This window comes from Microcoleus sp. w2-18bC1, from assembly GCF_036700365.1.
Classification (GTDB): Bacteria; Cyanobacteriota; Cyanobacteriia; order Cyanobacteriales; family Microcoleaceae; genus Microcoleus.
Genome location: NZ_JAUBOS010000026.1, coordinates 63,230 through 74,778 on the forward strand (window position 1 = coordinate 63,230; position 11,549 = coordinate 74,778).

The window sequence follows — 11,549 nt, forward strand, 5'->3', positions numbered from 1 at the left end:
AAAAATGGCAACAATTCAACAGCAAAAAATTCGCATTCGCCTCAAAGCTTTCGATCGCCGAATTCTAGACGCATCCTGCGAAAAAATTGTAGATACAGCAAATCGGACAGCAGCCACAGCGATCGGCCCGATTCCCCTACCGACAAAGCGGCGGATTTACTGCTTGCTGCGATCGCCCCACGTAGACAAAGATTCTCGCGAACACTTTGAAACCCGCACACACCGCCGCATCATCGACATTCACCAGCCATCGGCAAAAACAATTGACGCTTTGATGAAACTGGATTTGCCAGCCGGCGTAGATATCGAAGTCAAGCTGTAGATTGAGGGCTTGGAAAATAACAAAAAAAGGAACAAGGGAAAAATACTTTGTTCCTTTTTTTCATTCCCGGATGCAAGGATAGTCAGAAACCAGTTTTAAAGTTGAGAATACGATCGAGGTGTTGTAAGCTGCCTTGCTGGTAATGCAATGGTTGATAAGATTCTTTTCTTTTTAGAGAAATTTGCTATGATGGTTTAAGCGATGGCTATTCGATATTTCTTCAATTACCAGCTATGAACATTCAGTTGGTTGACTCCTTAATTCAAGTCATTGAATCGCTGACACCTGAAGAGAGTTTGTTGTTCCAAGAAAAACTTTCAGCTAGGGCGATTCAGAGTACGCCTGGAGTCTGTGGAGGAAAGGCCCGGATTCGCAACACCCGCATTCCTGTTTGGACACTCGTTTCGCTTCACCAACAGGGGGCTGATGAGGCTGAGTTACTTCGGAATTATCCAGTCTTGGACGATCGCGATCTAGAGAATGCTTGGCGTTATTACGATCGCCACCGCGAAGAAATCGATCGTATTATTATTTCTCATCAAACCGATGATTGAAAGGGTGAGGCTTTATTCCAATGAAAATTTCCCGATCGCAATGGTCGAGCATTTACGTAGTCTTGACAGTGATGTTTTAACTTCTTATGATGCCGGTCAAGCAAATCAAGGAATTCCTGATGACGAGGTTCTGCGCTTTGCGACTGCACAAAATCGGGCGGTAATTAGCTTCAATCGCGATGATTTTGTGGCGCTGCACCGTGGTGGCGATCGCCACGCAGGAATTATTGTTTGTAAAGACGATCGAGATTACCTGGGACAAGTTACTATTCTTCATGCCTATCTTCAGCAAGTTGATTCGTTGCTCGATCGCCTAATTCGGATCAAAAAGCAGAATCAGCGTGGGTTGAGTCATCCGGTTTTTGTGGTTCAAGAGTACGCGCGATAATTCACCCACACCAAGCAAAAACCTGGGTAACAACCAAGGATTTTTGAGGAAAACCCGGTTTCTGATCCTACGCATCAGCCGAAAGTCTCGATCGCCCGCGTCGCATTTCCCCCGATCGCCCCTCACCCCCGCCCGGAATTGCCTTTAATCAGTTAAAGTAAGAAAAATAAGCGCAAGTACCGTCACTTTTGAGCGACAATGGCATCCTCTTCCTCTGTAGCAGTTCGCGAACTCCCCTTATTTCCGTTGCCGGAAGTGGTTCTATTTCCAGGTAGACCGCTGCCACTGCAAATCTTCGAGTTTCGCTATCGAATCATGATGAATACGATTCTGGAGGGCGATCGGCGTTTCGGTGTACTCATGTGGGACCCCAACCAAAACAAAGTCTCTGCCGTTGGCTGTTGCGCCGAAGTGATTCACTGCCAGCGCCTGCCCGACGATCGCATGAAAATTATGACTCTCGGCCAGCAGCGGTTCCGAGTCCTGGACGCCGTTCGGGAAAAACCGTATTTAGTTGGTCTAGTAGAATGGATCGAAGACGAACCGCCACAACAAGACCTCAGACCTTTGGGAAAAGATGTCGAACAACTGCTGAGAGATGTAGTTCGCCTCTCCAGCAAATTGATGGATCAGCCGATCGACCTGCCCGAAGACATTCCCAGTTTGCCTACAGAATTGTCGTACTGGGTAGCCAGCTACCTTTACGGCGCAGCGACAGAACAGCAAACTCTTTTAGAATTGCAAGATACTGCTGCGAGATTGGAACGCGAAACCGAAATTTTGACTTCTACTCGCAATCACTTGGCAGCGAGGACTGTACTGAAAGATACACTCAAGTAGCCAATTGGTCTAGGAAAAAGTACGATCTATTTGACCTGCATTGCAGAAAGAATTACACACAAATCATTCGATTTTCGATTTTCGATTTTTGATTTTTGATTTACTGATGAACTAAGGGTTTGGATCGCGCGCTTACAGTTCCATTATTTTTGCGAACTGGTATCTGTTCAATTCTTAACTTCAAACAGGTTCGGATAGGTTCCTTATAGCAGTAAATGCTTGTGTTAGAAAATCACGGCCAACCGAAACCATACGATGCAGTTAGAGGCGGTCAACTGCCACCTCCTGTGGGCGGTGTAGTGCTTGGCGGACTAGCAGGAGTTAAACATCGGCTGTCTAGTTCTGTCAACGAACATCGAATTGCCGCCCTGAGAGAGGCACTCAATTACGGCGATGCTGGCTTAAAAATAGTCATCAAGATTTGTCAAAGCGAAACAGGGCCAGTGCAGCGGGCGGCCTGCGATTTGCTTCGACAAAGGCTTAATTTGATCGCCCGCGAAAAGTTACAGGCCTTTGTAGCTTCAAGTTCAGATGCAGAAGCTGAGGTAGACAGCACGGAAAAAATATTAAAGCACTCATCCGGTGCAGTCTCAGAAAAAAATTACGATCGGCAAATGTCCGAAGCACAGTTAATATTTGAGACAATTACGCAGCAAATGCAACCAAATTTGTTGCTATTAGAAGCGCTGGTAGCCTCTGTAGAACGGGAAGAATTTACCAGCGAACTGATGAATCTTTGGGAACTATTAATCTTAGAAATTCAGGAACCTCTCAAAGAACTGCGTCAGGCTGTTGCCAGTGCGATTTCCGCCCAACTGCGGATTCAGTGGCTGTACAATCAAGCTGAATCTCAAGCCAACCAGTGGCAGCAGCGAGCTTTGCTAGCTCTTCAGACACAGGATAAGAATTCAATCCGCCTCGCCGTAGTTCGCCAGCAGGTTCAAGTCGATCAGGCCGCAGAACTAAAAATTGACTTAGACTACCAAACTGTGCGAGTAGAAACTCTCAATCGCAACTTGCTGGCTTTGGAAAGTAAGATTGCTCAAGCCAATTCCAAGAAAGAGATCCTCAAGATGCAGCTTCATTTTGCTAAGGTACAGCAGCAAATAGACTTCACTTTCAGCCAAGTCAATAGTATATTTTTTAGTCCTTAGTTGTCGGACTCTCCGGTTATATATTGCGTGAACTCAAACTTGTCTGACGCAAAAATGTATTGTCCCACTGAAAATTGTTTTCTTATCTCGCTTAGCTCCTTCGAGATTAGCGCCACACAAAAATGCCCCGCTCAAATTAGCACCCCTCAAGTCAGCTCCTCTCAAATCTGCGCCCTCAAGGTTACTTTCACACAAAAAAGCGCCTCTCAAGTTGGCTGTTCTGAGACTCGCTCCCCGCAGTTTAGCCTCGCTTAGATTGGCTTTTTCGAGGTTTGTATTGTCCAAGCAAGCATCTATGAGGTTTGCTTCCATTAGATTGGCAGCGTACAATGAGGATCGGCTCAAATCAACACCGATCATTTTGGTGTCGCTCAAGTTTGCGTTTTTCAGTGTTGCCTCAATCAGGTCAGCTCCTGTTAATCTTGCGAAACTTAGATCTGCTCGGCTCAGGTTTGCCCCATTGAGTTTTGTCATCACAAGGCAAGCATTCTTGAGGTTAGTACCTATTAAGTTTGCCTGCCCTAGGTTGGCCAAAGCAAAATTTATTTCTTTGAGATTCGCGCAGGCTAGATTAATATGAATTAGGAAAGCTTCTCGCAAAGAAGCCTCTTTCAAGTTGGTTTCATGAAAATTTCTTTCTCCGGCTGCGTATCGCTTGAGAAGTTCATCAGCATTCATTTCGCCAGCCTCCTAAGTTTTACTTAAAAAGTATAGTACATAAAAATAAATTATACTACTGACAGTAAGCTGTAGCAACCAAAGATTTTTAAAGTTTCGGTGTGATTTTTTAATTCTTCCAGTGCTGATCGAACAAATGCTTGGCAGGCGTTAGCCTCAACGTCCATAAAGAAAATATATTCTCCGAGCGATCGTTTAGTAGGTCTAGATTCAATCCGGCTTAAATTAATACCACGACTGGCAAATACTTGCAAAGGTTTTACAAGTGCTCCTGGCATATTGGCAGGTACGCTAAAAGCTAGTGAGGTATGGGTGCAATTAGACGGTGAAGCATCGAGGATCAACTTAGAAGCAGATTGTGTAATGGATTTAATGGATGAGCGCTCCCCTGGTTCTACGTTGGCGATTTCTCTCCCACTCCTGCTGAGTACCCAAAATCGAGTGTAATTATCGGGATAATCATTAATGGGTTGAGCTAACACTGGCAAATTGTAAAGTTCAGCCGCTCTTGGCGAAGATATCGCTGCTACATTTCTATCTTCCAGATATTGCAATGCTTCCGTCGTAGAATTCGCCGGAATTAATTGAGCTGAGGGAATAAACTGCCCCAACCATACCTGACACTGAGCTAGCGCTTGCGGGTGAGAGTAAACTTTTTGAATCTCGTTAAAATTTTTGGCATTAGACACTAAGGCGTGGGAAATTGGCAAAACTAAGGCGTGTTGAATGCGGAGTTGATCGAGTCGCCAGAGTGTATCTAAGGTTACAGTCACGCTGCCTTCGATCGAATTTTCGACGGGCACAACTGAATAGTCAACCTGCCCTACGGCAGATGCCTCTAGCGCTTGGGAAATGGTGGAATAAGGACACAGGGTGCATTCCAAGTTAGTTTCCAGGCTCAACCAATTGACATAAGCTAGAGCCGCTGTTTCTGCATTTGTACCAACAGGGCCGAGATGTGCGATAGAAATTTTCATTTAGAGGCAATTTTAGGTTACAAATGTTTGCTTTACTCTCATCAGCTACGAAGTATGATGAAAAATTAGCGATGTCCCGAAAGCTTTTATCAGTGATTTCTCGGATGACATTGCTGGGTTCGCGACTTAGCGCGCGACTTATGTCACCTTAAAAAAGGTGATAGTTTATTAAGATATGCTTAGGAATCCTATATTTTGATATTTTCTCATGTATATCCGCTTTAATGCTTCCCAATCCGTTGAGATCGCCGTACCAGAGGAACGGGTTCCCATTCAACATTATCTACGCCAGCCCAGACGACTGGTGAACGCCCTGGTCGATCAAAGTCGCACACAACAGCTAAGCGATGACTGTTTCCGCCTGAAAATGCGACCGTTACAATTTATGATGCTGAGCATTCAACCCACAGTAGACATGAGGGTGTGGTCTGAGTCGGATGGCACAATCAATTTGGAGTCCGTGGCCTGCGAAATTCGTGGCGTGGGTTATATAAACGATCGCTTTGCTCTCAATCTCAAAGGAAAGCTTTGTGTACACCAAAGCAGCGGGGTAGCATACTTGAAAGGAAAAGCGGATTTGGAAGTGCAAGTAGAATTACCGCCGCCGTTTTGGCTGACGCCCAAACCCATTTTAGAAGCAACGGGGAACGCTTTGCTCAAGAGCGTACTGCTGAGCGTCAAACAGCGGTTGATGCACCAGTTGCTCTTAGATTACCGCCGCTGGGCAAACAGCGAAAGTGAGCTAATATCGATCGATCTCCCCCCAATCTTATCTTTAGAAGGGTGAAATCCTACTAGAGAAGCTGTTAATTAATGTATAGGGATATTTAGGCACAAATCAGGCAACTTACCAAAATATTAGTTATACGCTCGAATTGGGCATCGGTCGCTTTGTTGGAACTAGCCAGCAGGGAGAGATAGCTGCCGGTCAGTCAAGATCGATGTGAGTCAGCCCCCCATGTTCATCGTCTTCGATTATTCCCACGCCCCCAGGCCAAGGTGTTGACCTGTCTTTTGAAACTTCGTCCTTTTGGCGGAGTTCGCGCTGCGGTGGCTTGATTATTTTGCCCGGTTGATGCGCTGCGGCCACCCGAATCCTGATTTTTGGGCCGGAATTGCCCAAGCGAATTGTCATCCCGTCCACAACAGACACCTGAGCGATCGGTCTATCATCTACATAAGTGCCGTTAGCACCAAAATTAATAATTTCCCAGCCATTAGCGTGATTCCACAGTTCTACGTGGTGGCGGGAAACTACAGCGCTGTAAATAATTACATCATTGTCGTTTGATCGACCGATCCGAACCACCGGTTCTGATTCAAAACACCAACTTTGAACTGGGACAGACTGGATAGGATGTAAAAGAGTTAAGGTAATCACTGATGTTTTGACACTCCACCGCCAGACTGAAACGGGGATACTTCCAGAGAGATTTTTTGGGAGAAAACTGCAAAAAATTTGCTTTTTAAAGGCGTCGTCAGTGCGCCCCTATTCCCTCTATCTGCCGTAAAAGTTGAACTTTTGGCTGCTTGAGGCATTTGAAGCAACTTTTGAGGGTGAGCTTTTGGCGCAGGCGCAAATTTTTGCGGTCCTCGGTAACAAGCAAACACGATGTGATTAGTCGGGTGAACTTCCCAGTGATGGACGGCGGTTTTAACCGCTTGATTAATGTGGTCTGTGAGGGAGCGATTCTGCCGATGGGTGAGCCGCTCAATTCGATCGGCTAAATAATCCTTTTCCCGCTGATGAACCAGAGAATTTAACTCAGACCCGCGCTGGTTGCACCGCTGATTCGACTTTTCGATCGGGCGACAGTCACTGCTCAAGGACTCGCTGTTTATAAAGAAAGAAGTTAACCAATTATTAATCCTGGGGTCTCTAGATAAAATACTTGTTGATTGTATCAAACAGCATAGGTCATTTTGAGTTGCTAACATTTTCCTTATTGATGCGATACCTTTAAAATACAATGCTTTGAGCAGCACTGGAATTTTAAGCGCGACAACGCATCAATCTCTCATAGCGAAAATACCGATCGACCTTCCTCGCGCGCGCGGCCCCAAAATGCGATCGGCAATTAGTCCCCCGACGAGCGGGAAGGCCAAACTTCAGCTTAAATCTGAGTCAGGCGGCTCCGGTTTCGGCTCTGGCTGGACAGATTCTTGCCTTTGCCGTTTCAACTCTGCAACTTTTTCTTGAGCTACATCCCTGACTTCGAGAGCTTTATCTTGGAATTTTTCCGCCAGACTTTGAGCGCCCCGCTTCACACCGGCCACATTTTTGAGAGTTCTGTCGAAATCTTCGTGTAAAAACTCTGCTACCAGACCGACTTTTTTGTGCAGTCCCTCCGCGTACTGCACTGGTTCCGATACAGCAGCTTCAGAGACGATCGCCCGCTTGCTGCCAATGGTCGAAATAGCTGCCACAGGTAACAAGTAAATGTCGTCTAAAACACCGCGCCAGCCGCTCGATTTAAATAGGTAGTGGGTGACTGAACCCGTCCGGGCATCAAATAGGTAGTCAACCACTGTACCTGCCTGATTTCCAGCGTCCGTGAGCACCTCAAGCCCGATCGGACAAACAGCTTGTTCCGGCTGATGCAATTCCGGCAGTTCCGGGTTAATGGTGACAAAAACATTTTCCCCCACCGTATCAACTTGTGCCCAAGCGAACCAAGTTTTTTTGCTGCCCAAAAGTCCCGACTTGCAAGTAAAGCCGATCGCCCGCTGGGAGTGAGCATCGAGCCAAACCCGATCTACCCTGCCGACCTCTTCCGCCGTTCTGCGGTCGATGGTGCGGCGGCCCTGCAGTTCGCTGCGCCTAACAATCTGTGGTGATGTACTCATAAATAAACTCCTGAGTGCCGCCTTTGAAAAATGTCGATCGTCCAAAGAAGCCGATTTAATATTCTTCTTCCGAATAATGGCGATTATTATCTGCCTGGGTTAACTCCTCCTCTTCCCTGGAATTGCCAACTTCTTTGTGTTCGGAAACAGGAATCGTGCTAATGTGCACGCCGCCCGAGGGAGCGTGAATTTCCTTGGCCTCCCTAGGCTTGACGCTAATTTGTCCTAACTGGACTGAGGACTGATTCGGGCCTACGTTGATTTGAATTTTCGGCCCAGAGCGAGCCAAGTGAACGATCAGACCGTCCACAATGGGAACCTTAGCGATCGGCTTACCATCGAGGTAAGTGCCGTTGGTACCTAAATTGATCAGTTCCCAAGTTATGCCGCTGCGCCGCAATTCGATGTGGCGACGAGAAACCACAGCGCTAAAAAGAACGACGTGGTTTTCGGTCGAACGCCCGATCCGGACGACCTGCTCGTCTTCAAAGATCCAACTGCGGACGGGTATAGACTGGAGTGGATGTAGCAAGGTCAGCTTAATCACATTGGCTGCATTGAGTTTTGGTAGAGCGCCTCAAGATGCGATTTTAGATTTTAGACTTTCGATCGCCCAATCCAAACTCGCTCTAAGAGATTTGAAATAAAAACGTAACCAGGTCTCCTTTGCCCAGAGAGATGCGGTCTCCCGGTCGCAACCGGTGGCGGTTTCCCTTGGGTAGCGGAGTATTGTTGACGTAAGTGCCGTTGGAACTGCCTACATCTTCTAGGTAGCAAGCATCTCCCTCCACCCGGAGATTTGCGTGTACCCGAGAAACTATCTCAGAATTAGCAAATCCCGAAACATCAATATCCGGCGGCACTAAATCATTTGGCTTGCCTATGTGAACCACAGCCAGACTGTGAGGCAATTCCATCGGGGTATTTGTCTGAACGTGTAGCAGGCGCGCCGACTGCTGTTGCAGTTGAGTTTTAGCTACACCTGCTGGCTGTAAGCCCGGAACCGGAGGAGAGATAGTTACTGGTGTTGCCACCGATTCAGTTGTAACAGGAACCGAGGGCAAAGGCGGGGGATCTGGAATCGTCGGAATGCTGGCAGGAGTTTTTTCCAAGTTAAGCCCCTTATTCAGGGTAACTAGAGGTTCCATTTGCATCAGGGGATCGGGTGGCACTAAATCCGGCGCCGGTGATGATACCACTGTCGGGCCTACAGGCGAGGGGGACGGTACTGTCACCTCAACTTCTGGAACTATGGAACCCGGACGCAAATTAAAGCCACACTGACCGCAAAATGCTGCATCTGTCTGAACTGCTGCACCGCAGTTCGAGCAACTTGCGGTAACAGGTAAAGGCGTGTAGCAAGCCTCACACTGGCTGGCCCCGTCGGGGTTCTGGTGATTGCAATTGGGACAGACAATCATCGATTTCTCCTTGCTATCGGCCAGATTTTTAAATCAGCCTCATCAAAAGTCGTTGGGTCTGAAACCCCGTCCTTACAGGACGGCTTTACATTGAATTGAATCCCCTTGCGGGGTAGGGGTATGGTTGCCCCCCCGTGAGGATATGGTTGTCCTCAATCTCCCATTTCTGGGGTAAAGTTAGCTTCGCCAATGTTTAGGGAGCTTGTTAGGCTAGCAGCACTGTTCCAGTGACCTTAGAACTGTTTAACCACTAGCGACAGAGCAAGGGACTAGCTTCGTATCCCAGGGTGTCGTGACTCACAAAACGTAGTCAGTTAAGACTTAGGCTGGTCAGAATGGCTTGTTAGATTTCTCTTCCAAGCCTCATGCCTTTAGGCTGAGGTTCCTGACAAAAATACTCGTGTATATGGTCAAATTTTAACTTTAACCGCCACAATTCTTATATTGCTTCTAATACTAGCAACTGAGCTGACGCCGTGACGTTAGCTGTGATGGGCAAGATTGAGTTAGTGATAATGCTGACTGTGTTGGCACGCTTGCCGCTCTGTCGGCTATTTTACTGCTTCGCCAGCCGCCGCATCGAGCAGCCACCAAAGTTCGCCTTCTGGTTCAACGAGTCTGGCTGGATAGGTCATTTCGTCGGCTGCGGGGGCAAAAATTTGAGCTAGGGCGGGTTGTTTGCTGGCTCCTGCGACCATGAATATGACGCACCGGGCCCGGTTGATTAAGGGGACTGTAAAGGTAATGCGGGGTTGACCGTCTTTGTTACCGACAGTTACTAGGGCATCGCGGACTTTCAAGGCTGCTGTGCCGGGAAATAGAGAGGCTGTGTGGGCGTCGTCTCCTATACCCAATAAAATGATGTCGAAGGCAGGAAACTCGCCCTCTGATACTTTGAAGAACTGCTGCAATTCGGTTTGGTGCGCGGCAGCGTCGGCTGCGGGGTCGCCGGCGCTTGTGGGCATGGGGTGAATGTTGCTGGCGGGGATATTCACTCGATCGAGCCATGCGAGCCGCGCCATTTTTTGATTGCTGTCTGGGTGTTCTGGGGGAACATAGCGTTCGTCGCCCCAGAAAACGTGAATTTTGTCCCAAGCCAGGTCTTGGGCTGCGATCGCTCTGTAGAGGGGTTCCGGTGTGCTTCCGCCCGCTGCGGCGATCGTACAAAGTCCGCGTTCTGCTATGGCTTCTGAGATTTTCGACAGCACAATCTCCAGCGATCGATCTATCAGTTGTTCCCGATTTGCTAATACTTCAACTACTTTTTTCATTAATTTCCTCTCAACTTTTCTTGGGCTTTGTTCTCAGCAATTGCCAATTTTACCTTGACATTTTGGTTTGAGGTCGATCGGCTGACAGACCCGGCAGGTATGGCACAGCATCCCATAAAATTTTATCATCTTATGCCCCTTGATTTAAGGAAAGCAAGACATATTTCTACCAGTGCTTTATGGATTTTCACCGGTTGCCTTCAGCTTTCGCAACTTTCAATCAAAAGTTCGATCGTACTCGGAGCATCTGGGCAGAAAGTAAAAACCGTTTTTTGGGACTCCGAGCCGTCCCGCACAGCAAAGTCTATAAATTTGACACTCCCTGCGCTGAAGCAGCAGGGATTCTAAAGAAACTACCAAAAGGTAATTCTTGAAGGCGCTGTCAAAACACCCCTACAAACTCCGTCAAGGTCAAGCCCTAACATCGTCTCTACTTTTCTCAATATATTGGCTGCCCCATTGCAGTCAGCATTGATGTACCAATTGTTAGCACTCGTCCGGTACAAACCGCGTTTTACCCGCCTACCCGTTTCTTTCCACCCTTCGGGTTTTTCACCGATTGTAGGTAGAAAATCGCTGTCTACAAATGATGCTTTAGACGTGTAGCTTTCTTCGGTTTCAACAAACATAATACCGTATTGTTTGCACAATTTAGCAATACGGTTTTTCAATCGTGCCGTAGGAATTTGAACAAATTGCTGATTGGTTTTTTTGCCCATATTGGCAGAATCTTTCTGCCTTTTGTTCCACCCAAAAACGATAACACCGATTCCGTTTTTGATACAGTGATTAGCAACTAAACGAGCTGCTTTATTTACAGCATCGCGCATTCGACGGTTTCGCTTTTCAGTCAATCGTGCTAATTGATGTGACCAAAAACCATTAGGCTTGCCCTCCATTAAACTTGCTACACGCTTGTTGTACCATTGATTGACCGACTTCAAGTGTTTGCCATCAATAATAAAGCTTGTACCTGAGTTGCTGACGCAAGTAAGCCAGTTACCAATACCGTGCTCGATGCCTAAAGCTTTTTGACTGTCTGTCACAGTTTGAATGCTAGATACCTTGTAAACAAACTCGGCGTAAAAACAGCTATT

15 protein-coding genes are annotated in these 11,549 nt (G+C 47.1%); 6 read left to right on the plus strand and 9 right to left on the minus strand.

The genetic code is table 11. From position 1 onward, the window contains the following. Nucleotides 1-4: 4 nt before the first annotated feature. From rpsJ to QT979_RS15625, 5 genes are all read left to right on the plus strand, one after another. On the plus strand, nt 5-322 hold the full coding sequence (rpsJ, locus tag QT979_RS15605; protein WP_006632193.1) for a 30S ribosomal protein S10: 318 nt from the start codon (nt 5-7) through the stop codon (nt 320-322). Nucleotides 323-555: 233 nt separating this feature from the next. Further along, nucleotides 556-876, plus strand: coding sequence for a DUF433 domain-containing protein (locus QT979_RS15610; protein ID WP_333310913.1), 321 nt, complete (start codon nt 556-558; stop codon nt 874-876). After that, nucleotides 803-1,264, plus strand: coding sequence for a DUF5615 family PIN-like protein (locus tag QT979_RS15615; protein ID WP_333215939.1), 462 nt, complete (start codon nt 803-805; stop codon nt 1,262-1,264). Before QT979_RS15610 ends, QT979_RS15615 begins: the two co-directional genes overlap by 74 nt. A 198-nt stretch (nt 1,265-1,462) precedes the next feature. Next, nucleotides 1,463-2,104 carry an LON peptidase substrate-binding domain-containing protein gene (locus QT979_RS15620; protein ID WP_332977659.1) on the plus strand — a complete coding sequence of 214 codons (642 nt, stop codon included), beginning with the start codon at nt 1,463-1,465 and terminating at the stop codon, nt 2,102-2,104. 215 nt (nt 2,105-2,319) lie between these two features. Then, a complete protein-coding gene (locus QT979_RS15625) occupies nt 2,320-3,258 on the plus strand; it encodes a PspA/IM30 family protein (RefSeq protein ID WP_333215937.1) in 939 nt (312 codons plus the stop codon). A gap of 33 nt (nt 3,259-3,291) precedes the next feature. Here the strand turns inward: QT979_RS15625 and QT979_RS15630 are convergent, their stop codons facing one another. Continuing rightward, nucleotides 3,292-3,936 (minus strand): pentapeptide repeat-containing protein, encoded by a 645-nt coding sequence (locus QT979_RS15630; RefSeq protein ID WP_333215935.1) that lies wholly within the window; start codon nt 3,934-3,936, stop codon nt 3,292-3,294. Nucleotides 3,937-3,986: 50 nt separating this feature from the next. After that, the gene (gene pheA / locus QT979_RS15635; protein ID WP_333215933.1) at nt 3,987-4,913 is read right to left on the minus strand and encodes a prephenate dehydratase; all 927 of its coding nucleotides are present in this window, start codon (nt 4,911-4,913) and stop codon (nt 3,987-3,989) included. 208 nt (nt 4,914-5,121) lie between these two features. Here pheA and QT979_RS15640 point away from each other — a divergent pair, with 208 nt between their 5' ends. Beyond that, nucleotides 5,122-5,700, plus strand: a complete 579-nt coding sequence (locus QT979_RS15640; protein ID WP_333215931.1) for a DUF1997 domain-containing protein — start codon at nt 5,122-5,124, stop codon at nt 5,698-5,700. Nucleotides 5,701-5,841: 141 nt separating this feature from the next. On the opposite strand, the gene QT979_RS15645 is transcribed toward QT979_RS15640, so the two are convergent. The 7 genes from QT979_RS15645 to QT979_RS15675 form a co-directional block, all read right to left on the minus strand. After that, a complete protein-coding gene (locus QT979_RS15645) occupies nt 5,842-6,294 on the minus strand; it encodes an FHA domain-containing protein (protein WP_333215929.1) in 453 nt (150 codons plus the stop codon). Then, a complete protein-coding gene (locus QT979_RS15650; protein WP_333310917.1) occupies nt 6,291-6,740 on the minus strand; it encodes a hypothetical protein in 450 nt (149 codons plus the stop codon). Before QT979_RS15650 ends, QT979_RS15645 begins: the two co-directional genes overlap by 4 nt. A gap of 282 nt (nt 6,741-7,022) precedes the next feature. Beyond that, nucleotides 7,023-7,760, minus strand: coding sequence for a PRC-barrel domain-containing protein (locus tag QT979_RS15655; protein ID WP_333215925.1), 738 nt, complete (start codon nt 7,758-7,760; stop codon nt 7,023-7,025). Nucleotides 7,761-7,815: 55 nt separating this feature from the next. After that, complete coding sequence (locus QT979_RS15660; protein ID WP_333310919.1) at nt 7,816-8,292, minus strand: FHA domain-containing protein; 477 nt, start codon at nt 8,290-8,292, stop codon at nt 7,816-7,818. Between the two features lie 97 nt (nt 8,293-8,389). After that, nucleotides 8,390-9,181, minus strand: a complete 792-nt coding sequence (locus QT979_RS15665) for an FHA domain-containing protein (protein WP_333215921.1) — start codon at nt 9,179-9,181, stop codon at nt 8,390-8,392. A gap of 551 nt (nt 9,182-9,732) precedes the next feature. Next, nucleotides 9,733-10,452 (minus strand): 6-phosphogluconolactonase, encoded by a 720-nt coding sequence (gene pgl, locus QT979_RS15670; RefSeq protein WP_333215919.1) that lies wholly within the window; start codon nt 10,450-10,452, stop codon nt 9,733-9,735. Between the two features lie 353 nt (nt 10,453-10,805). Then, the coding region (locus QT979_RS15675) for a transposase (protein WP_333310922.1) at nt 10,806-11,549 on the minus strand (744 nt) is incomplete at its 5' end.

Bases quoted from the DNA above. Each gene is read 5' to 3' on its own strand.
- rpsJ (WP_006632193.1), top strand. From the start codon at position 5: ATGGCAACAATTCAACAGCAAAAAATTCGCATTCGCCTCAAAGCTTTC.
- QT979_RS15610 (WP_333310913.1), top strand. From the start codon at position 556: ATGAACATTCAGTTGGTTGACTCCTTAATTCAAGTCATTGAATCGCTG.
- QT979_RS15615 (WP_333215939.1), top strand. From the start codon at position 803: ATGCTTGGCGTTATTACGATCGCCACCGCGAAGAAATCGATCGTATTA.
- QT979_RS15620 (WP_332977659.1), top strand. From the start codon at position 1,463: ATGGCATCCTCTTCCTCTGTAGCAGTTCGCGAACTCCCCTTATTTCCG.
- QT979_RS15625 (WP_333215937.1), top strand. From the start codon at position 2,320: ATGCTTGTGTTAGAAAATCACGGCCAACCGAAACCATACGATGCAGTT.
- QT979_RS15630 (WP_333215935.1), bottom strand. From the start codon at position 3,936: ATGAATGCTGATGAACTTCTCAAGCGATACGCAGCCGGAGAAAGAAAT.
- pheA (WP_333215933.1), bottom strand. From the start codon at position 4,913: ATGAAAATTTCTATCGCACATCTCGGCCCTGTTGGTACAAATGCAGAA.
- QT979_RS15640 (WP_333215931.1), top strand. From the start codon at position 5,122: ATGTATATCCGCTTTAATGCTTCCCAATCCGTTGAGATCGCCGTACCA.
- QT979_RS15655 (WP_333215925.1), bottom strand. From the start codon at position 7,760: ATGAGTACATCACCACAGATTGTTAGGCGCAGCGAACTGCAGGGCCGC.
- QT979_RS15665 (WP_333215921.1), bottom strand. From the start codon at position 9,181: ATGATTGTCTGTCCCAATTGCAATCACCAGAACCCCGACGGGGCCAGC.
- pgl (WP_333215919.1), bottom strand. From the start codon at position 10,452: ATGAAAAAAGTAGTTGAAGTATTAGCAAATCGGGAACAACTGATAGAT.